Raw genomic sequence first — 22,586 nt, forward strand, 5'->3', positions numbered from 1 at the left:
CGAGCTGCTCGGCAAACTCGACCACTGACCGCTCGTCGATACCGCCCACCGGTCGGCCGGGCCGCGACCGGCCGACCGGTGGCGGCAGGGTGAGCCGGGGCACGGCGCGGGCCGGCTTCCGGCAACCTCCCCGTTCCCGTCGGCGAGCGTGACGACATCGCCGCGCCGACAGCTCCCTGAGCCCCTGACGACCCAGCCGTGCCGCCCGGCCTCCTGACGCCCACATATTGACAACCATAGTTGTGCAACTATGGTTGGACACATGACGAAACTCCACTCCCACTCCGATGTCGAGACGGCGATCCGCTACCACCGGGCCGTCGCGCGATTCGCCACCGGCGAGGAACTCGCCGCCTTCTTCCATCCGGACGCGCAGCACCGGGAACTGCCCAACGCGCTCTTCCCGGACGGTGTCGACCGTGACGTGGCCGGCCTCGACGAGGCGGCGCAGGCGGGCCGTCAGCGCATCCGTGAGCAGACCTTCGAGGTCATCAACGCGGTCGCCGAGGAGGGCCAGGTCGCCCTGGAGGTGCGTTGGAGCGGAACGCTCGCCGTCCCGCTGGGCAAGCTGCCCGCCGGGTACGTGCTCCGGGCCCATATCGCCACGTTCCTCGAATTCCGTGACGGCAAGATCGCCGCGCAGCGGAACTACGACTGCTACGAGCGGCTCCCCCAGCCCTGACACCGGGCCTCACGGTCCGTCAGCGGCCCCTCCGCCCCGGTCTGAGCAATGCGTACTCAGGACCGGCCGCCGACGGACCCGTAGCGTGCCGAGGAGGGGAGCCCCCCCGGCCCGCCGCTCCCGGCGGGTGCGCGAGGCAGCAGACCGCAGGAGGGATTGCATGAGCAGCGCACCTGGCCCTCGCCCGCATTCGGGGGCGCACCCGGCCCCCGGCCTCTCCCCCACCGGGCAGGGCCCCCGGCGGCGACACGAGAAGAGGTGGTGGGCACCCCTCGCCGCCGCGTCCTTTCTCGTCGGCACGGCGGTGGGCGCCGCCACCGTGCCGCCGTTGGGAGGTCTGGCCGCATGGGCTCTCATGACCTACGCGTGCCGGTGGCTCCGCCGGCCTCGCTGATCCCGGCGGTCCCCGGGGAACCCCGAGCCGGCTTCGAGAGAAGTGCCCGGGAGCGGCGGCCCTGGAGGCGGGATCCTGCCTCTGCCCGCGACGGCGGACATTCCTGGTCGGCGACGCGCGGAAGGCCCGCCACAGGGGCGGGCCTTCCCGTGGTGGTGCCGGGCCGCTAGCCGGTCTCCCGGGTCAGGTCTTCGGTATGAAGGCGTTGCCCAGCCCGATCGAGATGTTGCCGCCGGCACCGCGGTACGTCAGTCCGGCGGCGCCGGAACTCTGTGCCTTGGCGATGTCGCCGTGGCTGACCGAGTACACCTGGTCCAGCTCGTCGGTGTCGTCGGTCCACCACTTGTCCGGAATCGCATCCATGATGGTGTTCGCGAGCGGGATGCCGGTGGTGCCGTAGCCGGTCACCGTCAGCAGCGCGTCGACGATGGCCTTGGTGAGGTCCCTGTAGTTGGTTCCGTCGTCCTCCTCCAGGAACACCAGGTCGGCGGAGTCGTATCCGAAGTGGCTCCAGTCGATCAGGTTCTGCTGGGGGCGGTAGTCCTCGTCCACGTCGTCGAGGTAGGGCATCTGCAGGGCGGGTTCGGCGAACGCCTTGTCGTTCTTGTCCCAGCCACTGACGAGGGCGAACGCCTCGGCGCCGCCCTTCCAGAACGTCTCCTCGTTGCTCTTGAGCAACCGGACGTCATTGATGCGGGTGACGTTCTTTCCCCCGGCGTCGGCGGCTCGGCCCGCCGTACGGGTCGCTGCCGACGGCCGGTGCCCCGCCGCGGCCGCGAGCGGCGCGGTACGGGATGCGGCGTGGCGCGCTGCCGCGGTCATCGGCTTCAACGCGGACAGCCGCCCGCCGGAGTCGGCACCCGTCTGCGGCCGGGCAGCCCGGAAACCTTCACTCATCACCTTCGTGCCGGCCGCCACGATCCGGTCGCTGTCGGTGGTGACGAGCAGCACCGGGACGTCCACCGGCGCGGTGGCACCGAGCTGCACCGCGGTGCCGTCGGGGCGGTAGGCGGTCAGCGACGTGGCCTGGCGGTCGGAGGGCTCCGTGGCGATCAACGGCTGCACGCCCTTGGCCAGCGCGGCCCGCGCCTGCGGGTTGGCGAGTCGCACCTGCAGGACGTTGCCCGTCGAGGCGGGCAGGCCCTTGGCAGCAAGGATCGCGCTGTTCGCCGAGGCCACCGAGGCACGGAACCGGTTGCCCGACTGGATCGGCAGGCGATCCAGATGCACATCGTCCGCCGCGGCCAGTGTGCCGGCCACCGCGCCCTTGACGTGACCGGCGGCGTACGCCTCCCGCAGGCTCAGCGCCGCCGCCTGCTTGGCGTCCTGCACGGCGTCCGCCCGCCCTGTCTGCGGCGCCGCGTGCGGGGCGAGGCGCGTCGGGGCGGGAGCCTCCGACTGCGCCCACGCCCCCGCTGCACCACTCGTCAGACAGACCGACGACGCGGCAACGGCCACCGCGGTTCTCAAGATTCCGGACCGGTTCACGGGTTCTCCCCTAGCTCACGACGGCGCGTTCGGATGTCGCGCCACTTCACTGCACGTCGGCGCGGCATCGGGACGCCGCCTCGTGGGCCGGCCGTCCCGGACGCATACGGCATCCCGCGCCGGTCCCATTAAGTCCGTCCGCGAAGCGCTCGCCATGGGTACCGACTACTCAAATACCGTGAGGCGAACGGGAGTCGGGCTCGGGCGTCGCCTGTCGCCGGTCCCGTGCCGCGACCCCCTCGCCGATGCCGACGCGCTGGTCAGCAGCCCACAGACCCCTCCGCGCCCGACCCCGGTCCCACCACACGGGGGCGCGCCCGGCCGTCGTCCCGCTCTGGCCAACTGCGTGCCGCAGCACCTATGTTCGCCCCGAATCAAGGCGTCAAGGACGCATCGGCCCGTGGTGTACGTGCGTCGCGTCGCCCACCGGCCCCCTCCTCCCTCCGGCTCTTCCCGGACCCCTCGATGGAAGGCATCCCCCACATGCCCGTGCCCCCACGTCGCCGCCCGCCCTGCGCCCCGCGCGCGGCCCTGCTCACCGTTCTCGCAGCCGTCACCGTCACCGCCACGCTCCTCAGCTCCCCGACGCCCGCGCATGCCGCGGCGCCCCGGAAACACCCGGCCGGCACCGACCAGGTCCCCGGAATGGACGTCAGCCGCTACCAGGGAACCGTCGACTGGCAGGGGGCCTGGGCCAAGGGCGCCCGCTGGGCCTATGTCAAAGCCACCGAGGGGACGACGTTCGAGAGCCCGACCTTCCCCGCACAGTTCCAGGGCGCCCACGACGCCGGCATGATCCGTGGCGCCTACCACTTCGCCCGGCCGGACACCTCCGGCGCGGCCCAGCAGGCCACGCATTTCCTCGACCACGGTGGGGACTGGAAGGCGGACGGCGGGACGCTGCCGCCGGCCCTCGACCTGGAGTACAACCCGTCCGGACCGGACATCTGTTACGGCCGCGGGCCGGCCGATCTGGTCGCCTGGATCCGGGAGTTCAGCGACACGGTCCGCGCACGCACCGGGCGCGCCCCCGTCCTGTACACCACCACCGACTGGTGGACCCGCTGCACCGGCAACGACACCAGCTTCGGCGACACCAACCCCCTCTGGATCGCCCGGTACGCCTCGACCCCCGACCCGCTGCCGGCCGGCTGGCACGCTCACACCTTCTGGCAGTACGCCGACTCGGGCACCTTCCCCGGCGACCAGAACCGCTTCAACGGCTCCTACGACGACCTCAAGGCATTCGCCAACGGGTGACACCCTCTGGTGAAGACGCCTGCGGAACAAGCGGACGCGGTCGGACGGCAAGAACGGCGGTGCCTGGTCACTCTCCTCAGGCACCGCCGAACCGTGGCCGCACAAGGCCACGGACCACTGCGCCACGGGACACGGGTCACAGGTCACAGGTCACAGGTCACAGGTCACAGGTCAGTGGAACGCCATAGGCGCTTAAAGGCCGAATTCGGTGCGGGTCGGAACCCGCCTGAGGCTCCGGGCTGTCGATGAGTGCAGGCCTCCTCCCGGCAGCGCGCGGCGTGGTGCGAGGATGTCCGCCATGGACATCCTCCGCAGGAACCACGTTTCCGTGACCGGACGTCAGGGCGCCCCGGTCCTGATGTTGGCGCACGGGTTCGGCTGTGATCAGAACATGTGGCGTCTGGTGGCACCCGCGCTGGCGGAGGAGTTCCAGCTCGTGCACTTCGACTACGTCGGCTCGGGCCGATCCGACCTGCAGGCATGGGACGAGAAGCGCTATGCCTCGCTGGACGGCTACGCCCGTGACGTGCTGGAGATCTGCGAGGAGCTGGATCTGCGGGACGTGACGTTCGTCGGGCATTCGGTCAGTGCCATGGTCGGAGTACTCGCGGCCGCTGCCGCACCGCAGCGGTTCGCTTCCCTGGTCATGGTCGCCCCTTCCCCGCGCTACATCGATGACGACGGCTACCGCGGCGGCTTCAGTGCCGACGATATCGATGAGCTGCTGGAGTCACTGGAATCGAACTACCTTGGCTGGTCAGCAGCTATGGCACCGGTCATCATGGGCAATCCCGACCGGCCGGAACTCGGTGAGGAGCTGGCCAACAGCTTCTGCGCCACCGATCCGGACATCGCCCGCGTCTTCGCCCGCACCACATTCCTCACCGACAGCCGTGATGACCTCCAGACGGTGAAGATCCCCACGCTGGTGCTGGAGTGCGCCCAGGATGTGATCGCGCCGCGCGAAGTGGGTGCGTATGTCCATGCCGCGATTCCCGGCAGCCGCCTGGTCACGCTCGACGCCACAGGACACTGCCCCCAGCTCAGCGCCCCCGAGGCAACCGCCACCCAGATCGCCGCCTTCGCCCGGACACTGCGTTGATGTGCCGTACGGGGCCCAGCCCGGAACACCCGGACAAGGACGACGCCAGCACCGACGCCGATTTCAGCGCACTGCTGGAAGACAACGTCGAGGACCTGTACGAGTCCGCGCCGTGCGGCTACCTGTCCACGCTCCTCGACGGCACCATCGCCAAGATCAACACCACACTGCTGACCTGGCTCGGCCGCAGCCGCGAAGAGGTCGTGGGCCGCCTGAGGTTCGCCGACCTGCTGACCGTCGGCGGCAAGCTGTATCACGAAACCCACTTCGCGCCACTGCTGCACATGCAGGGGCACATCAGCGGCATCGCGTTGGAGATCAAGGCGTCCGACGGCAACCGCATTCCTGTGCTGGTCACCTCCACGGTGAAATCCAGCAGCGACGGCCAGCCCCTGCTCATCCGCACCACCGTCTTCGACGCCAGCGACCGACGCGCCTACGAGACCGAACTCCTGCGCAGCCGCCGAGTCGCCGAAGAGGCACGCAAGCGGGCGGAAGCCGACCGCGAACGGCTCCAGGAAGCGTTCGCGGTGCTGCAGCACAGCCTGCTGCCCGCCACTCTGCCCTCCGTACCGGGAATGGAAGCGGCTTCCCACTACCACACCGCCTCGCCGGATCAGCTCGGCGGTGACTTCTACGACCTGTTCCCCCTCGACGGCACACGCTGGGGCTTCTTCCTCGGCGATGTCTGCGGCAAAGGCCCCCAGGCCGCCGCCGTCACCTCGCTGACCCGCTACACGCTGCGTGCCGCAGCCCTCCACGACTCCGACCCCGTGCGTGCGCTGACCACCCTCAACACCGTGCTCCACGAGCGGTACACCGGCGGAGATCCGCGCTACTGCACGGCCGTGTTCGGTGTGCTGGAACCTCAGGGCGACACCATCAACGTCCATCTCGCCTCCGGGGGCCACCCACCGGCCCTCGTCCTGCGCGCCGACGGCCGAGCCGACTACCTGCCCACCCCGGGCGGGCTCCTCGTCGGCGTATTGCCCACCGCATCGTTCACCCCGGCCCGGACCACACTCGGGCCCGGCGACACCCTGCTGCTCTATACCGACGGACTGACCGAGGCCCGTACGAACGAGGGCCGCGAGATGTACGGGGACGAGGCCCTGCGCGCCTTCGTCGCCGGCCTCGCCCCTGCGGGCCCGCACAAGGTGATCACCGCGCTGACCGGCCTGCTCGACGGTTTCGGCGAAGGCCTGGACGATGACACCGCCCTGCTGGCCCTCGGTGTTCCCCTGTCCCAGACCCGCCCTGGAGCAGCAGCCTGATATGACCCCGCTGACGATCACCGTTCGAGACGCCCACACCGGTCCCGTCCTGGAAGTCACCGGTGACCTCGACTACGACACCGCTACCCACCTGCGCCAGGCAGTGAAGAAGCTCGCCCTCGCCCCCGGCCGACTGCTGGTCCTGGACCTGGGCCGGCTGGACTTCTGCGACTCCAGCGGTATCACCGCCCTCCTCGTCGCCCGCAACCATGCGATCGCCGCGCAAGCAGAGATGGCCCTGGCCGCCGTACCGGACAACACCGCCCGCACCCTTCGCGTCGCCGGACTCGACCAGGTCTTCACGCTCCTCCCCCACGCCGAGACGCCCACCGGCTCGCCGGCCGGCGACCGCTGACCCGTCGTGCGGCGCAACTGCGCGCCTGTGCGGGGTTCCCAAAAGGCCCGGCCATCGTGCATGTCCACGCGAACTCGGGCCGGCAGCAGCACGCTACGGAGCCAAGCCGTTCGGCGGGCGCGACTCGACAGCCCCGGCCCGGACGTCGGCAGGCGTGCTCACAGGAAACGGCGAATGGGCGCAACCGCCGCTTCCCGCACCCGCTGCAGCGCTCCCCGGCTCTGCCACCGTCCCGTCTCGATGCGGTCGCTCACCGTCAGATCCTCGGTGAAGTGACCATCCAGAGCGGCGGTGACGGACTCGTCCAGGATGGCGAGCATGACCTCTTCGTCATGGTCCAGCGAGCGCCGGTTGAGGTTGGTGGAACCGATCAGCGAGGCCACCCCGTCGACGGTGATGACCTTTGCGTGCATCATCGTCGGCTGGTACTCGAAGATCCTGACGCCGCATGAGGTCAGCTCCTCGTAATGGTGCTGACCAGCCAGCTGACAGACACGTTTGTCCGTGTACGGCCCCGGCAGAAGGATCTCCACGAGCACCCCGCGCCGTGCCGCGGCACACAGCAACTCGACGAAGTAGGCGTCGGGCGCAAAGTAGGCAGTCGCCAGGCGGACCCGCTGCTCGGCGGATTCCAGCACGACGCGGATCAGCGTCTGCATGTCCTGCCATCCGAAGCTGGCCGACCCACGAACCACCTGCACGATCGCCTCGCCGTGCGGGCGGTGGTCCACGAAGCGGTCACGTGCGTCGAACAGTTCCTCGTGGCACTCCGCCCAGTTCTGGGCGAACGCCGCGGCGATGCCGTCCACGGCCGGCCCTCGGACCTGAACGTGCGTGTCGCGCCATTCGTTCTCGTTGCGGGCATCGCCGCACCATTCCTCCGCGATACCCACGCCTCCGGTGAACGCCGACTGCTCGTCGACGACAAGGACCTTCCGGTGGCAACGGTGGTTCTGCTTGAGAGGTGAGAGCCGAAGGGGCTTCCGGAACCAGGCCACCTGCACGCCCGCCTGCTCCATCGCCGCCAGTTGATCCTTCTCGATCAGCCGGCTGCCGAAGCCGTCCAGCAGAAGGCGCACCCGCACCCCCTCGCGCGGTGGCGAGGCATCGCCACCCGCTACGAGACGGCCGCAACCATCGCCTGACCGGACTCCCCATCGCACGCACCCGTCCGGTCCACCGGTGATCCAAACGAAGGCTCCTGGGCGCGTGAGACCGCCTGCCCCTGCGCAAGGCGCCGGTTGCCCGGGCAAGCGGCACTCGGCTACGCCTCGGCGAGGAGGCTTTCGCGCAGGGTGGCGTAAATGCGGGTGAGGAGGCGGGAAACATGCATTTGGGACAGGCCCATTTCCTTGCCGATCTCGGTCTGTGTCATCTCCGAGCCGAAGCGGAGCTCCAGGAGGGTGCGCTCACGCTCGTCCAGTTGGGCCAGGTGCGGCTTGAGGGCCTGGAGGTTCTCGGTCAGTGCAAGGGCGGGATCTTCGTTGCCTATCAAGTCGGCGACGAGCCCGGTCTGCTGCTTGCCGCCACCGGCTTCGATGGGCCGGTCGAGGGAGCCGGCATCGTAACCGTTGCAGGCGACCAGTCCCTCGATCACCTCCTCCTCCCCCAGCCCCAGGTGGGCTGCGAAGTCGGCGACGGACGGCTCGGGGTTGCCGCGCCCTTCGAGCTCTTCGCGGGCGCGGGCAAGGTCGACGCGCAGCTCCTGCAGTCGCCGTGGGACGTGCACGGACCAGGTCGTGTCACGGAAGAACCGCTTGATCTCACCGGTGATATAGGGGATGGCGAAGGTGGTGAACTCGTTCTCCAGCAACACGTCGAAGCGGTCGATGGCCTTGATCAGACCGATCGTGCCGACCTGCATGATGTCTTCCATCTCCTGCCCGCGGCTACGGAAGCGGCGCGCGACATAGCGCACCAGCGACAGGTTCATCTCGATGAGCGTGTTGCGCGCGTACTGGTACTCCGGCGTGCCTTCCTCCAGGACCGACAGCCGCTCGAAGAACAGCTTCGACAGGCGACGGGCGTCCTGCGGGGCGACGCGCTGAGCCTCCTCCACCTGCGGCACGGACGACTGGGCAGCCTCACCTGCGGCGCCCCTCTCCGAGCGCTTCACCGCGATGTGACCCTGCGTCGCTGCCGTTGCCATGGCTGCTCCTCCCTGCTCTCCCCGTCATGCCGTCACGCCGTCACCTACCCGGTGACCACACTCAAAACTGCCGTATGGCAATTATTTCCGTGCGGCAACTATAGGGGCAGGTCTCCGGCGGCCGGCTCGTCACGAGCATCCGCCGGATTCGCAGGGAAATGCCCCACCACGCGGCACTACGCAGCTTTGCCACTTTTCGCACTCTTCGGGCTCGACGAGAGAGCCGTGGCCGGGACATGGCACGACGCACTGTTCGTCAACGCCGACGCCTGGGGCGCCAAGTCCACTGAAACCCCGGCCCGTACGGGCTCCGCGTTCGCCGAAGGCCACCCGCCCGCCCAGCCGGCCAGCCGTAGCAGCGTGGTCAAGGGCAACGGCACGGACCTACGGAAGCGAGACTCTCCGCACGCCCCTGTCCCGGACGATCATGTGCGCAGCGAGTGCGCAAGGACTGCCGCAGTGGCGGTGAAGACGCCGCACAGCAGGCAGGCGCAGGCGGCATGCCGTCTCAGGAGGGTTCGACGCAAGGCGGCATAGCGCGCCTCGTATTCGCCGCGCAGCCGCTTGGCCCGGTCGGCGATGGCTTGCAGCGCCTGGCACGTCAGACCGAGGCGCTGGTCCATGTAATGGCGGGCGAGGTCATCGGCCTGCGCCGTGGTGAGCCAGGGCAGCTTCGCGCAAAGAGCTTCCGCCTCGCGTCGCGCCTGCGCACGCTCCGCTTCCACCAGGAGGTAGCTCTCGACCTCGTGGGCGAGTGTGCCGCTCTGCCGGCCCGGCGCGGGCCCTTTCCTGCTCGGCGGGGTCATGGCCTGCCGCTGCCGTCACCGGGTGCTTCCACCGCTTCGCGCCGGCCGGCATTCCTCTCGTGGTCCAGGTGGGCGATCTCGGGGTGGTGCAGGTCGAAGGCGGGGGACTCGGAGCGGATGCGCGGCAGGGTGAGGAAGTTGTGCCGCGGCGGCGGGCAGGACGTCGCCCACTCCAGCGAGCGGCCGTAGCCCCACGGGTCATCGACGCTGACCGGCTTGCCGTATTTGGCGGTCTTCCAGACGTTGTAGAGGAACGGCAGCATCGACAGGCCGAGCAGGAAGGAGCTGATGCTCGAAACGGTGTTCAGCATCGTGAAGCCGTCGGCCGCGAGGTAGTCCGCGTAACGCCGCGGCATGCCCTCGGCGCCCAGCCAGTGCTGGACGAGGAAGGTGCCGTGGAAGCCCACGAACAGCGTCCAGAAGGTGATCTTGCCGAGCCGCTCGTCCAGCATCTTGCCGGTGAACTTCGGCCACCAGAAGTGGAAGCCGGCGAACATCGCGAAGACGACCGTCCCGAAGACCACGTAGTGGAAGTGCGCCACCACGAAGTACGAGTCCGAGACGTGGAAGTCCATCGGCGGCGAGGCCAGGATGACACCGGTCAGACCACCGAAGAGGAACGTGACGAGAAAGCCGATCGACCACAGCATCGGCGTCTCGAAGGACAGCGAGCCCTTCCACATCGTGCCGATCCAGTTGAAGAACTTCACCCCCGTCGGCACGGCGATCAGGAACGTCATGAACGAGAAGAACGGCAACAGCACGCCGCCCGTCACATACATGTGGTGCGCCCACACCGTCACCGACAGACCGGCGATCGAGATGGTCGCGGCGACCAGTCCGATGTAGCCGAAGATCGGCTTACGGGCGAACACCGGGATGACTTCGGTGACGATGCCGAAGAACGGCAGCGCGATGATGTACACCTCCGGATGGCCGAAGAACCAGAACAGGTGCTGCCACAGCAGCGAGCCCCCGTTGGCCGGGTCGAAGACATGGGCGCCGAACTTTCGGTCCGCCTCCAGGGCCAACAGGGCGGCGGCCAGGACCGGGAAGGCCAGCAGGACCAGGACAGCGGTCAGCAGCACGTTCCAGGTGAAGATCGGCATCCGGAACATCGTCATGCCCGGGGCCCGCATGCAGATGATGGTGGTGATGAAGTTGACCGCGCCGAGGATGGTGCCGAAGCCGGAGAAGGCCAGGCCCATGATCCACATATCGCCGCCGACACCCGGGCTGTGGGTCGCGTCCGACAGCGGGGAGTACGCGAACCAGCCGAAGTCGGCCGCGCCCTGCGGAGTGAGGAAGGCGCCGACCGCGATCATCGAGCCGAACAGGTAGAGCCAGTAGGCGAACATGTTCAGCCGCGGGAACGCCACGTCCGGGGCGCCGATCTGCAACGGCATGATCCAGTTGGTGAAGCCGGCGAACAGTGGCGTCGCGAACATCAGCAGCATCACCGTGCCGTGCATCGTGAACGCCTGGTTGAACTGCTCACTCGACACGATCTGCATGCCGGGACGGGCCAGCTCGGCGCGCATCACGAGCGCCATCAACCCGCCGATCAGGAAGAACGCGAACGACGTCACCAGGTACAGGGTGCCGATGGTCTTGTGGTCGGTGGTCGTCAGCCACCTGACCACCACATTGCCGGGCTCATTGCCCCTGGCCGGCACTTCGTTCTCGTACGTGTCCTCTGCTGCCGCGGCACCATGGGGTTCATTGAGGATGCTCACTAGAGGATGTCTCCCGATGCTCGCGGTGGGCGTCGCCAGGTCAGCGGCCATCCTGGCGGTGGCTCGGGACAGGTTCCATCGCGCAGAGGCGACACACGGCCGATCGAGTGACGCTAAGACGCGACTGGAGTAGTCGGGCGTGCCAGGGTGACCGGCCGGCTGCTGATGCTCGCCCACGAGAGCGAGGACCGAACCCGCCCGGTCATGCTGGGGCCTGGCCGGAGCCGGAAGCGGGCCTGCCGAGGGAGCGGAGTACGCGCCCCGTGGCCACCCGGGCCCTGGATGTGGAGGGGCCGTACCGCTGCCGCCTGCGCCCCTTCCTGCCTCCGGCAATTTCCGTGCGCCGCCGACCGAGCACTCACCGTGACGCACGGCGAGCCGGAGTCGCGCGGAGCAGGTCCGACACCACCGGGCCGGCGGCGAGCCGGTCCGGGGCAGGCGGCCGACTCCGATCCGCCAGAGCGCTATGTCCTCTTTGCGTAGATACTCTGTGAAGTGTGATCGAGTCTGAACGGCCGCGGCTCCGTCGTCGCCACGGCCGGTGGCTTGTGCGGCTGTCGCCGGTGATCCTGACCGTCGTCATCGCCAGCCTGGCATACGCCACTCCCCCGGAAGTGGCCTTCAGCCGCCTCCTGCCCGCAGCGCCGGCCCTCGCCGCCGCCATGTGGCCGGTGCTCCCCACCGTCCTGCTGGGGACGGTCTGCCTCTTGCTGATGATCGGCCTCAGCGTCGTGTTCCCCGGCCTGGGGACGTGGTGGACGGCTGCGGGGATCATCGCGGTCACCGTGGCGGCCGCGTACGGAAGTCATGTCCGGCTCCAGCGGGAGCGGACCCTCTTTCAGGTGCGGCTCGTCGCCGATGCGGCCCAGCAGGTGGTGCTGAGTCCGATGCCGCGCCGCTTCGGGAGCGTCGAGATCGAGTCGCTGTACCTCGCGGCCGCGGCGGAGGCCCGTATCGGCGGGGACTTCTACGAGGTGGTCGACACGCGATACGGGGTCAGGCTGCTCATCGGTGATGTGCGGGGCAAGGGCCTGCCGGCAGTGGGGGCGGCCGCGGCGATCGTCAACTCCTTCCGGGAGGCGGCCTACGGCGAGGCCGACATGGTCAGCGTCGCGCGCCGGCTGGACGCCAGCAGCACCCGTTACAACGCCGCCTTTCCGCCCGAGGGGCCGATGGAGCGCTTCGCCACCGCCCTCCTCGTCGAGATCCCGCACGAGGGCGGGCGTATCGAGATCCTGAACTGCGGACACCCCCCGCCGCTGCTCCTGAACCGCGGGGAACTCCGCGCCCTCGAATCCACCGCCCCTTCGCCGCTGCTCAACCTCGCGGAACTGATCGGCGATCACTACACCATCGACACCTTCGACTTCGCCCCCGGCGACCTGCTGCTCCTCTATACCGACGGGGTGGCCGAGGCCCGGTCCCACGACGGCGGGTTCTTCCCGCTGGCGGCCTGGATGCGCCGCCAGCCCCCGACGCCGCCCCACGAGCTGCTCGCGGCTCTGCACCGCGACCTCCTCCGCTACAGCAGAGGACGTCTGGACGACGACATCGCCGCCCTCGCGGTGCGCCTGCGTGAACCCTCGGAGTAGGCCCGGCCCGGACCGCGGCCGTGTGATGCCTTCGAGCGGTGTGCTGTCGATGCCTCCCACGGACGACCTCGCGGTCGAATCCTCAGGGTCCGACGCAGGTCCCGGGCGCGGCCGCCCGGATGGTCTTGGGGTGAACGGTCCCCTGTGCGCCCCCTCAGCCGAGCTGCTCGGCCAGTCCGACGATGATGCCCTCGGGGCCGCGGACGTAACAGAGCCGATAGGTGTCCTCGTACTGCTCCAGCTCGCCGACGAGTTCGGCGCCGCGGGTGCGCAGGCGGGCAAGGACGTCCTCGATGTCGTCGACGGCGAACATGATGCGACGCATGCCCAGCGTGTTCACCGGCGCGTCTTCGGGCCCGGCGGTGATGGCCTTCGGCCTGTGGAACTTCGCCAGCTCTACTCGGCCGTGGCCGTCCGGGATCCGCAGCATGGCGATGTCCTGTCGGACGTCGTCGAGCCCGATGACACGCTCCGCCCAACGTCCCTCAAGGGGCCCCTTGCCCTCCAGCTCCATGCCGAGTTCGACGAAGAACGCGATGACGGCGTCCAGGTCGTCGACCACGATGAGGACGTTGTCCATGCGCTGAATCGCCATACGGGTCTCCTTGGTGTGGTGCGGCCCTGGTGGCGGCCGCCTCTGCCTCTGAGACGGAGCCGACGAGCCATTATCGACACCCCCTCCCCTCGCCTTGGAGAACTGCCGGGCTGGGTGGCGGCTGCCGCGGCCGTCCCGCTGTCCCGTCCGTGTCAGATCTTGACCGAGGCGGCAAGGGGAAGGTGATCACTGCCGGTCCGGGGCAGCGACCAGGAGGACACCGGGTCGATCCCCTTCATCATGATCTGGTCGATCCGTGCCATCGGGAAGCCGGCCGGGTAGGTGAAGCCGAAGCCGTGGCCCGCCACCCCTTGGGCCGAGCGCACCAGCGCGACGATCGCCGTTGCGGAGCGGCGCAGCACGGCGGCGGTCAGCAGCACCGGGATGCCGAGCATGCCGAGCCACGGCAGGAACGTCATGACCAACCATCAGGTGAGCCACAAGGAACAACCGGCTCCGCCCTCGTGGGGCCGGCCGCAGGCGTGACCACGGCTGGTTTTCCCGGCCGTGTGTCACGATCGTTGCGTCAAGCAGTACGGAGAAGGGACGCGGATGGCTGACCTGGCCGGAGAGCACAGCGAACGTGCGAAGGGCGACACCGGGCCGGAGCCGGCTGGTCACGACGCCGGTCCGGCGGCGACCGTGGCCGAGCGGGTGCGGCGCGTGGAGGGCGGGCTGTCTCCCGCCGAGCGGAAGATCGCCCGTGCGCTGACCGCCAACTACCCGGCGGCCGGGCTGGAGTCCGCTTCGGGTCTCGCCTCCCAGGCGGGGGTCAGCGCCCCCACCGTGGTGCGTTTCGTCGCCCGGCTCGGGTTCGACGGCTACCGGCACTTCCAGCAGTCGCTGCGTGAGGAAGTACAGGCGCGTCACGCCTCGCCGCTCACCCTTGCGCCGGTGATCGGCAGGGACTCCCCCACCTCCGAACTGGTCGAGGCGGCACGGCAGGTGAGCAGCGCGGCCATGGACCAGACGTTCGCGGCCCTGCCCGAGCGGGAGTTCGATCAGGCGGTCGGCTTGATCTGCAACCCCGCCAAGCGGATCGCATCGTTCGGCGGTCGTTTCTCCCAGCTGCTGGCCGAGTACCTCGACCTGCATCTCCGGCTGCTGCGGCCGGGGACCTTCGTGCACACCTCGGCCCCGGGGCGCGATGCGGGCTTCCGCGTCGACCTGAGCCGACGGGACGTGTGCGTGGTCTTCGACTTCCGCCGCTATCAGGACGACACCGTGCGGCTCGCCCGGTACGCACACGAGCGCGGGGCCAAAGTCGTGCTGTTCACCGACCCGTGGCTCTCGCCCGTGGCCGAGTTCGCCGACGTGGTGCTCCCCGCGCGGGTGGAGGCCCCCAGTCCGTTCGACAGCATCGTCGCGCCCATGGCGCTGGTGGAGACCCTGGTCGCCGCCGTGCACGCCCGTCTGGGGCCGGCGGCCGAGGAGCGGATGCGGGCCGCGGAGGAGGCGTGTCGCGACGAGGCCGGCACGCCCTGAAAAATTCATTTCACCACAGCCATTGACGCACTACTTGCAACGAATATTTCATAGAGGTGCCTCGGGCCACATCCATGCGGCCCCCTTCTGCTCGGGAGTGCGTTGTGCCCGATCAACCTCATACCTCACGCAAGCTGCGGCTGTGGGAAGCACTGGCCCTCTCCGTCGGCCTCATGGGCCCGACCCTGGCCATGGGCCTCAACGGGGCCGGCGTCGCGGCCACCGTGGGCAAGGCCGTTCCCCTGGTCTTCCTGCTCGGCCTGCTCGGCGTCGGCCTCGTGGGCTACGGCTTCTGGCGGCTGACCCAGCACTTCCACCACGCCGGCTCCGTCTACGCCCTGGCCGGGGCCACCATCGGGCCCCGCGCCGGCTTCTTCGGCGGGTTCGCCCTGCTGGGCACCTACCTCGCCTTCCTGGTCTGCACCCTGGCCGCCACCGGAGTCTTCGCCCACGCGTTCCTGCACGCTCTGGGCATGACATCCACCGGCCCATGGGCGGCCTTCTCGGCCCTCGCAGGCCTGGGCGTGACGCTGCTCAACTCGCGCGACACCCGGTTCACCGCCCGCACGCTGCTGATCGCCGAGGGCATCGGCATCGCGGCCATGCTGATCCTCGCCGTCGTCGTCATAGGGCGTACGGGCACGGGAACGGCGCCCGGCCACCAGACCTTCGACCTGTCGGTCTTCGCCCCCGGCTCAGCCACCTACGGCGCCATCATGACCGCGACCGTCTTCGCCTTCCTGTCCTGGGCCGGATTCGAGGCGTGCGCGTCACTGGGCGAGGAGACCGACAACCCCAGGCGCAACATCCCGCGCGCCCTGGCGGGCAGTGTGCTGCTCACCGGCGTGCTGTACGTCCTGATGATGTTCGTCCAGACCATCGGGTTCGGGACCGATGACAAGGGCGTGCGGGAATTCGCCGGGGCGGAATCGGCCCTGGTGACGCTGTCCGGCAGCTACCTCGGCACCTGGTTCTCGCTCGTCATCGCCTTCACCGCGGTCGCCTCCGCCTTCGCCGCCGCGCTGTCCTCGTCCGCCGCCGCCGCACGCATGGTCTCCGCGCTCGCCCGCGACGGCTTCGGACCGACCGCCCTCGCCCGTACCGATCAGGCCACCGGTGCCCCCACCAGGGCCCTGCGGCTGTGCGGCGCCGTGGCCGTCGCGATCGCGGTGGTCATGTACGTCCTCGGTACCAGCGCCTTCGACGCCTACTACTGGTACGCGACCATCGGCGTGCTGTGCGTCCTGGTCGTCTACGCCGTAGCCGGTGTCGGCGTGATCGTCTTCACGCTCTCCCGCCGCGGCCACATCCCCCACCGCGAACTGGTCATCCCGCTCGCCGGTCTGGGCTACCTCTGCTTCGTCTTCTACCAACAGTCCACCGGCCAGAGCGCCCCCTACACCTACTTCCCCTGGATCGCGGCAGCCTGGTGCGCCACCGGCCTCGCCGTCGTCCTCCTCGCCCCCTCCCTCACCCGGCGCATCGGCGCCCGCCTCACCAGTGAACTGAACGGGAACGTGAACCACCGCCAGGAGCACAGCCCCGAGCCGCCCGCCGCCGACAGCATGAAGGTGACCCCATGATTTCCCGCACCGACGACTACGCGACCGTCTTCGTCGCCACCTGCGACCTGGCCGGCCAGGTACGGGGACGGGCCGTTCCGCCTTCCGAACACGCTGCGTTGCTGCGCAGCGGCACCGGCTGGGTCCCCGCGAACCTCGCGATCTCCTCGTTCGGACCGATCGCCCCCGACAATGTCTTCGGGTCCCGGGGCGACCTGCGGCTGATCCCCGACGCCGACAGCGCGGTCGGCATCCCGGCCGACGGCGGCGCGCCCGGCATGCTGCTCTACCTCGCCGACCAGAAACTGCCCGACGGGCAGCCCTGGGGCTGCTGTCCGCGCACCGTCCTGCGTGACGCGCTCGCGGACCTGCGCGAACGTACCGGGCTGGAGGTCGTCGCCGCCTTCGAGCACGAGTTCGTGCTCGAAGGCCTGCCCGAGAGCGCTCCGTTCTCGCTGCGGCGCTTCCGGGACGCCGAACCGTTCGGCACCGATCTGGTGCGGCTGCTGGAGCACGCCGGCCTCGAACCGGAGACCTGGATTCCCGAGTACGGCGAGGGTCAGTTCGAGGTCACCGTGCGCCCCGCCCCCGCCATGGTCGCGGCCGACCGGGCCGTCCTCCTCAAGGAACTCGTCCGCGACCTGGCCCGCCGCCGTGAACTGCCCGTCACCTTCGCCCCTCTCCTCGACGCCGACGGAGTGGGCAACGGCGTCCATGTCCACCTGAGTCTGCGCGACGCCGACGGCCAACCCGTCCTGTACGACCCGCAGCGTCCCGGCCGACTCTCCGCCCTCGGCGCCCGCTTCAGCGCCGGCGTCCTGGCCCACGCCCCGGCCCTCACCGCCCTGACCGCGCCGAGCCCGGTGTCCTTCCTGCGCCTGACACCGAACCGGTGGAGCGCCGGCGGGGCGTTCCTGGCCGAGCGCAACCGCGAGGCGCTGCTGCGCATCTGCCCCACCACCGAGCTCGGCGGGTCGGGTCCCGCCGCCCAGTTCAACCTCGAATACCGCGCCGCCGACGCCACGGCCAACCCCTGGCTCGCGCTGGCCGCCCTCGTCCGCGCCGGCCTGGCCGGCCTGACCGGGGACTACGACGAGCCCACCGTATGGCCCGAGAACACCGATCAGTCCGTGCTCGCGCTGGCTCCGCCCCTGCCCACCACGCTCGACGAGGCCCTGGAGGCCCTGGAGAAGGACGACGTCGTCCGGTCCTGGTTCGACCCACAACTGCTGGCCACCCACCTCTCGGTCAAGCGCTCCGAACTCGCCCAGCTCGACGGCTTGGACGACGCCGCACGCATTCGAAAGGTCCGCAATGTCTACTGAACGACTCCTCGCGGAGATCGACCGGCTCCCCCTGGTGGACCACCACGTCCACGGCGCCCTCCGCCACGACGTCGGCCGCTCGGACCTGGAGCAGATGCTCACCGAGTCCGACCGCCCGGTCCCGTCGTGGATGACCCAGTTCGACTCGCAGATCGGCTTCGCCGTCCGCCGCTGGTGCGCCCCCGTCCTCGGCCTCGCACCGCACGCCGCCCCCGAGGCGTACGTGGCCCGGCGCACCGAGCTCGGCACCGACGAGGTCAACCGCAGACTCCTCGACGCCTCCGGCATCGGCCACTACCTGCTGGAGACCGGCTACAAGGGGGAGGCCATCCTCGACCCCCAGGGCATGGCGGCCGCCTCCAAGCGCCCCGTCGACGAGGTGGTGCGCCTGGAGACCGTGCTGGAGGACGTGGTGCGCGCCGGTGTCACCGCCGCCGAGCTCCCCGACCGGTTCCGGGAAAGCCTGGCCGCCCGCTCGGCCGCCGCGGTCGGCCTCAAGAGCATCGTCGCCTACCGCCACGGCTTCGACTTCGACCCCGCCCGCCCCCACGACCACGAGGTGACCGCCGCGGCAGGCGCCTGGCTCGCCGAGTGCGAAGCCACCGGCACCGTCCGCGTCAGCCACCCGGTGCTGCTGCGCTTCGCCCTGTGGTGCGGTGTCGACCGCGGTCTGCCGATCCAGCTGCACGCCGGATACGGGGACCCGGACGTCGAACTCCACCGCTGCGACCCGCTGTTGCTCACCCGCTTCATCAAGAACGTGGAACCGTACGGCACCGACCTGCTGCTGTTGCACTGCTACCCCTTCCAGCGCAACGCGGGCTACCTCGCCCAGGTCTTCCCGCACGTGTACTTCGACGTCGGCCTCGGCATCAACTACACCGGTATGCGCTCCGACGCCGTCATCGCCGAATCACTGGAACTCGCCCCCTTCGCCAAGATCCTCTTCTCCTCCGACGCCTGGGGACCGCCGGAACTGCACCATCTCGGCGCCCTGTTGTGGCGCCGCGGCATGGCCCGGACCCTCGCCGCATGGACCGACAGCGGCGAATGGGACCTCGGTGAAGCCCTCAAGGTCGTGCGCATGATCGGCCACGACAACGCCCGCCGCGTCTACCGGCTGGAGGACCGGGCATGACCGGCCACCACCTGGCCGCCCTGGCCGCCGCGCTCGACGAGGAGCTGCCGGCCGCCGCGGCGCTGCGCCACCGCATCCACGCCCGCCCCTGCCTGTCCGGCGCCGAGGCCCCCACCCGCGATCTCGTGCTCGCCGCACTGCCCGCGGGCTCCACCACCAAGGTCGCCGACACCGGCGCCGTCGTCCGGATCGGCGGGCCGGGCCCCGCCGTCGCCGTCCGTGGCGAACTCGACGCCCTCGCCGTGCAGGAGAAGACCGGCGCGGCATGGACGTCCGAACACCCCGGCCTCATGCACGCCTGCGGTCATGATGTGCATCTGGCAGCGCTCACCGCCCTCGCCCGCGCCGTCGACCGGAAGGGCGGCCCGGCTCCCCTGCTGGCCGTCCTCCAGCCCAGAGAGGAGACCTACCCCTCCGGCGCCCAGGACATCGTCGAGGACGGCATCCTCGACCGGGAGCAGTGCCGGTCGGTGATCGGGGCGCATGTGCAGCCGCTGCTGCCGGCCGGCACCGTCGCCTGCACCCCCGGTGGCGTCAACGCCTCGGCGGACGAGTTCACGGTCACGGTGCACGGCCGCAGCGGCCATGCCGCCTACCCGCATCTCACCCGCGACCCCGTCGTCACCCTGGCCCATATCGTCGTCGCCCTGCAGAGCCTGGTCAGCCGTGGCACGGACCCGATGTCCCACGTCGTCCTCAGCGTCAGCACCCTCGCGGCCGGCACCGCGGCCAACGTCATCCCGGGCACCGCCGAGGCCCGTGGCACCCTGCGCGCGCTGGGCACCGGCGACCGCGAGACCCTGCACGCCCGGCTGGCCGAGGTCTGCGAACTCGTGGCGCAGGCCCACGGTTGCACCGCGCAGGTGGACATCACCCGCGGAGAGCCCGTGCTCGACAACGACGCGGCACTGACGGCCGCCACCGGGCCGCTGCTCGGCTCCCTCGGCCTGACCATCGGTGACGACCTGCGCTCGGCCGGCTCGGACGACTTCTCCTTCTTCTGCGCACATCTGCCGTCGCTGATGCTGTTCGTGGGCACGCACGGCGGCGCCGAACAACTGCACTCGCCCACATTCCTGCCGCCCGACGAGCGGATCCGGGACGTCGCCCACGCGATGCTCGCCGGCTACCTCGCCGCCGCGGAACTGCACACCTGAACTCCCCAGCGCCCCCGCATCCCTCGCTTCCCAAGGACCGCACCATGACCACCACCGACACACACGGCACGCCCCACTCCGGCTCGGCGGCCCAGCACCATGTGTCCCTGGCCGAGACGGCCACCGCCCACAACTACCAGCCCCTGCCCGTGGTACTGGCCTCCGGCGAGGGTGCCTGGGTCACGGACGTCGACGGCCGCCGCTACCTGGACTGCCTGGCCGGGTACTCGGCCCTCAACTTCGGCCACGCCCACCCCCGGCTGACGGCCGCGGCCCAGGAACAGCTGTCCCGCCTCACGCTGACCAGCCGGGCGTTCCACAACGACCGCCTCGGCCCGTTCTGCCGAGACCTCGCCGAACTCGCCGGCATGGACCTCGTGCTGCCCATGAACACCGGCGCCGAGGCCGTCGAGACCGCGATCAAGGTCGCCCGCAAATGGGGTTACGAACGCAAGGGCGTCGCCCCGGACCGCGCCACCGTCATCGTTGCCGACGGCAACTTCCACGGGCGCACCACCACGATCGTCAGCTTCTCCTCCGACCCTGTCGCCCGGGACGGTTTCGGCCCCTTCACGCCCGGCTTCCGCACCGTCCCCTACGGCGACAGCGCGGCGCTGGAGGCGGCGGTCGACGAGAACACCGTGGCCGTACTCCTCGAACCCATCCAGGGCGAGGCCGGCGTTCTCATTCCCCCGCCGGGCTACCTCAAGGCCGTACGGGACGTCTGCACCCGCGAGAACGTGCTGTTCATCGCGGACGAGATCCAGTCCGGCCTGGGCCGCACCGGCACCACCTTCGCCTGCGACGCCGACGGCGTGACCCCCGACGTCCATGTCCTGGGCAAGGCCCTCGGCGGAGGCATCGTGCCCGTCTCCGCCGTGGTCTCCCGCCATGACGTACTCGACGTCATCCGGCCCGGCAGCCACGGCTCCACCTTCGGCGGCAACCCACTGGCCGCCGCCGTCGGCCATGCCGTGGTCGAGCTGCTGCGCAGCGGTGAATACCAGGCCCGGGCGGCCGCACTGGGCGAGCGACTGCGCGGGCGGCTCGACGGACTGATAGGCCGCGGCGCCGTCGCCGTCAGGTCCCGCGGCCTGTGGGCCGGCATCGACCTCGACCCCGCACTGATGACCGGACGCGAGGCCTGTTTGCGCCTCCTGGACCGTGGCGTGCTCGCCAAGGACACCCACGGCTCCACCATCCGGCTCGCCCCGCCACTGACCATCGAAGCCGATCAACTCGACTGGATGTGCGATCAGTTGAGTGACGTCCTGACGCAGGAGGGTAGCTGACGGCATCTCACAACGGCCTGGACGTTGACGGTGGGCCGTTGCTCGCGCCGTGGTGAGCAGATCGGCGGGAGCAGGGTGAGGGCCGTCATGCGCCCGGTCCAGGGGGATCGGCCGGTGCCCTGATCTTCACGAAGGTTCGGATCGGCACCGTATGCCAACAGTTCGCGCACTGTCTCGGTGTGCCCCCAGCATGCCGCCGCGCACAACGGGGTGCCGTCCGAGCCGAGTCCACTGCTCTCGGCGTCAGGGGAGGCCCCGGCCGCCAGGCGCAGCCGGGCAATCCCGGCCTTTCAAGAAGACCCGCCCGTGATCACTCTACGAGCTCAGATACGTGTCGCGGCCCGGACGAGCCCGGCGACGGCTCGGGACCGGCTGTGGGGCGGCCATGCGATCACCGTGGTGACCGTCGGCGCATCCAGCACCGGTACGGCGGCGAGATCCTCGCGCAGTTGGGCTCGGCACGACTCCGGCGCGATCCAGCAAGCGCGGCCGAGCGCGATCAGCTGGAACAACTGCGTATGGTCCCGGGCCTGCGGACCGGGACCGTTCGGGTAGGTCCCGTCGCGGCCGGGCCAGCGCGGCATCGGCAGGTCGGACAGCTCGGCGACCTCGGCCCTCCGTACGTGGGCCCGGCCGGTGAGGGGATGCCCGGCCGGCAGAACCACCACCTGTCCCTCCGTGCGGAGCTCTTCCGTGTCGAAGCCGGCAGTGGCGTCGAACGGCAGGTGCAGCAGAGCCACGTCGGCCCGGCCGTCGCGCAGCATCCGTTCCTGCTCGCCGATTCCGCACAGGAGCAGATCGACGGTGACCGCATCGGGTTCGGCGGCGTAGGCGTCGAGCAGTTTCGCCAGGAGTTCGCTGGACGCGCCGGCCTTCGTGGCAAGGACCACGCCGGCCTGGCCGGTCGCGGCGAGTGCGGCGCGGCGGGTGCGACGTTCGGCGGCCTCGATCGCATCGAGCGCCGCCCGGGCCTCCCGCAGGAGCACCGCACCGGCCTCCGTCAGCGTGACCGCGCGGCTGGTGCGTTCCAGCAGCACCGCTCCGAGGCGCCGTTCGAGCTGGTGGATCGCCCGCGACAGCGGGGGCTGCGCGATCCCGAGCCGCTGCGCGGCCCTCCCGAAGTGCAGCTCCTCGGCGACGGCGACGAAGTACCGCAACTCCCTTGTCTCCACACCGCCATGGTACTGCGCTCAC

The 22,586-nt window shown here is 70.2% G+C and carries 19 protein-coding genes and 2 pseudogenes; 12 read left to right on the top strand and 9 right to left on the bottom strand.

Annotated elements, in window-relative coordinates:
* Positions 1 to 262: 262 nt before the first annotated feature.
* The gene (locus tag Scani_RS19060) at positions 263 to 682 is read left to right on the top strand and encodes a nuclear transport factor 2 family protein (RefSeq protein WP_246296010.1); all 420 of its coding nucleotides are present in this window, start codon (positions 263 to 265) and stop codon (positions 680 to 682) included.
* Between the two features lie 577 nt (positions 683 to 1,259).
* Here Scani_RS19060 and Scani_RS19065 read toward each other — a convergent pair.
* Positions 1,260 to 2,408 (bottom strand): DUF3103 family protein, encoded by a 1,149-nt coding sequence (locus Scani_RS19065; protein WP_159477775.1) that lies wholly within the window; start codon positions 2,406 to 2,408, stop codon positions 1,260 to 1,262.
* 639 nt (positions 2,409 to 3,047) lie between these two features.
* On the opposite strand from Scani_RS19065, the gene Scani_RS19070 reads away from it, so the two are divergent.
* The 4 genes from Scani_RS19070 (at position 3,048) to Scani_RS19085 (ending at position 6,555) form a co-directional block, all read left to right on the top strand.
* Positions 3,048 to 3,824, top strand: coding sequence for a lysozyme (locus Scani_RS19070; protein ID WP_159477778.1), 777 nt, complete (start codon positions 3,048 to 3,050; stop codon positions 3,822 to 3,824).
* 298 nt (positions 3,825 to 4,122) lie between these two features.
* Positions 4,123 to 4,926 (top strand): alpha/beta fold hydrolase, encoded by an 804-nt coding sequence (locus Scani_RS19075; protein ID WP_159477781.1) that lies wholly within the window; start codon positions 4,123 to 4,125, stop codon positions 4,924 to 4,926.
* Entirely contained in the window at positions 4,923 to 6,200 is a 1,278-nt protein-coding gene (locus Scani_RS19080) for a PP2C family protein-serine/threonine phosphatase (RefSeq protein ID WP_371872355.1), read from the top strand. Before Scani_RS19075 ends, Scani_RS19080 begins: the two co-directional genes overlap by 4 nt.
* Before the next feature lies 1 nt (position 6,201).
* Entirely contained in the window at positions 6,202 to 6,555 is a 354-nt protein-coding gene (locus Scani_RS19085; RefSeq protein WP_159477787.1) for an STAS domain-containing protein, read from the top strand.
* Positions 6,556 to 6,713: 158 nt separating this feature from the next.
* On the opposite strand, the pseudogene Scani_RS19090 reads toward Scani_RS19085, so the two are convergent.
* From Scani_RS19090 to ctaD, 4 genes and pseudogenes are all read right to left on the bottom strand, one after another.
* Positions 6,714 to 7,661, bottom strand: a pseudogene (locus tag Scani_RS19090) (phospholipase D-like domain-containing protein); the annotation flags it as partial.
* Between the two features lie 158 nt (positions 7,662 to 7,819).
* A complete protein-coding gene (locus tag Scani_RS19095; protein WP_159477790.1) occupies positions 7,820 to 8,704 on the bottom strand; it encodes a SigB/SigF/SigG family RNA polymerase sigma factor in 885 nt (294 codons plus the stop codon).
* 425 nt (positions 8,705 to 9,129) lie between these two features.
* On the bottom strand, positions 9,130 to 9,510 hold the full coding sequence (locus tag Scani_RS19100) for a hypothetical protein (protein WP_174872724.1): 381 nt from the start codon (positions 9,508 to 9,510) through the stop codon (positions 9,130 to 9,132).
* A complete protein-coding gene (ctaD, locus tag Scani_RS19105; protein WP_246296011.1) occupies positions 9,507 to 11,246 on the bottom strand; it encodes an aa3-type cytochrome oxidase subunit I in 1,740 nt (579 codons plus the stop codon). Before ctaD ends, Scani_RS19100 begins: the two co-directional genes overlap by 4 nt.
* A gap of 497 nt (positions 11,247 to 11,743) precedes the next feature.
* Here ctaD and Scani_RS19110 point away from each other — a divergent pair, with 497 nt between their 5' ends.
* Positions 11,744 to 12,838, top strand: coding sequence for a PP2C family protein-serine/threonine phosphatase (locus Scani_RS19110; RefSeq protein WP_246296012.1), 1,095 nt, complete (start codon positions 11,744 to 11,746; stop codon positions 12,836 to 12,838).
* 154 nt (positions 12,839 to 12,992) lie between these two features.
* Here Scani_RS19110 and Scani_RS19115 read toward each other — a convergent pair whose 3' ends face one another.
* Together Scani_RS19115 and Scani_RS19120 are read right to left on the bottom strand one after the other, a co-directional pair.
* The gene (locus Scani_RS19115) at positions 12,993 to 13,433 is read right to left on the bottom strand and encodes a VOC family protein (RefSeq protein ID WP_159477793.1); all 441 of its coding nucleotides are present in this window, start codon (positions 13,431 to 13,433) and stop codon (positions 12,993 to 12,995) included.
* Between the two features lie 152 nt (positions 13,434 to 13,585).
* Positions 13,586 to 13,852, bottom strand: a complete 267-nt coding sequence (locus tag Scani_RS19120; RefSeq protein ID WP_159477796.1) for a hypothetical protein — start codon at positions 13,850 to 13,852, stop codon at positions 13,586 to 13,588.
* 133 nt (positions 13,853 to 13,985) lie between these two features.
* Here Scani_RS19120 and Scani_RS19125 point away from each other — a divergent pair, with 133 nt between their 5' ends.
* From Scani_RS19125 to rocD, 6 genes are all read left to right on the top strand, one after another.
* A complete protein-coding gene (locus Scani_RS19125) occupies positions 13,986 to 14,918 on the top strand; it encodes a MurR/RpiR family transcriptional regulator (protein WP_246296013.1) in 933 nt (310 codons plus the stop codon).
* A 104-nt stretch (positions 14,919 to 15,022) separates the two neighbouring features.
* The gene (locus Scani_RS19130) at positions 15,023 to 16,501 is read left to right on the top strand and encodes an APC family permease (RefSeq protein WP_246296014.1); all 1,479 of its coding nucleotides are present in this window, start codon (positions 15,023 to 15,025) and stop codon (positions 16,499 to 16,501) included.
* Positions 16,498 to 17,805 (top strand): glutamine synthetase family protein, encoded by a 1,308-nt coding sequence (locus Scani_RS19135; RefSeq protein ID WP_159477800.1) that lies wholly within the window; start codon positions 16,498 to 16,500, stop codon positions 17,803 to 17,805. Before Scani_RS19130 ends, Scani_RS19135 begins: the two co-directional genes overlap by 4 nt.
* Positions 17,795 to 18,943, top strand: coding sequence for an amidohydrolase family protein (locus tag Scani_RS19140; protein ID WP_159477803.1), 1,149 nt, complete (start codon positions 17,795 to 17,797; stop codon positions 18,941 to 18,943). The genes Scani_RS19135 and Scani_RS19140 overlap by 11 nt, the downstream gene beginning before the upstream one ends.
* Positions 18,940 to 20,100: a M20 metallopeptidase family protein gene (locus Scani_RS19145; protein WP_159477806.1), complete on the top strand. Its 1,161-nt coding sequence runs from the start codon at positions 18,940 to 18,942 to the stop codon at positions 20,098 to 20,100. The genes Scani_RS19140 and Scani_RS19145 overlap by 4 nt, the downstream gene beginning before the upstream one ends.
* Positions 20,101 to 20,144: 44 nt before the next feature.
* Entirely contained in the window at positions 20,145 to 21,392 is a 1,248-nt protein-coding gene (rocD, locus tag Scani_RS19150) for an ornithine--oxo-acid transaminase (RefSeq protein WP_159477809.1), read from the top strand.
* Positions 21,393 to 21,431: 39 nt separating this feature from the next.
* On the opposite strand, the pseudogene Scani_RS41075 reads toward rocD, so the two are convergent.
* Both Scani_RS41075 and Scani_RS19160 read right to left on the bottom strand, forming a co-directional pair.
* Positions 21,432 to 21,679: pseudogene (locus Scani_RS41075) on the bottom strand (ankyrin repeat domain-containing protein); the annotation flags it as partial.
* 36 nt (positions 21,680 to 21,715) lie between these two features.
* Positions 21,716 to 22,564 carry a LysR family transcriptional regulator gene (locus Scani_RS19160; protein ID WP_159477812.1) on the bottom strand — a complete coding sequence of 283 codons (849 nt, stop codon included), beginning with the start codon at positions 22,562 to 22,564 and terminating at the stop codon, positions 21,716 to 21,718.
* Positions 22,565 to 22,586: the final 22 nt, after the last annotated feature.

Origin of the sequence: Streptomyces caniferus (assembly GCF_009811555.1) — a bacterium.
Taxonomy (GTDB): domain Bacteria; phylum Actinomycetota; class Actinomycetes; order Streptomycetales; family Streptomycetaceae; genus Streptomyces; species Streptomyces caniferus.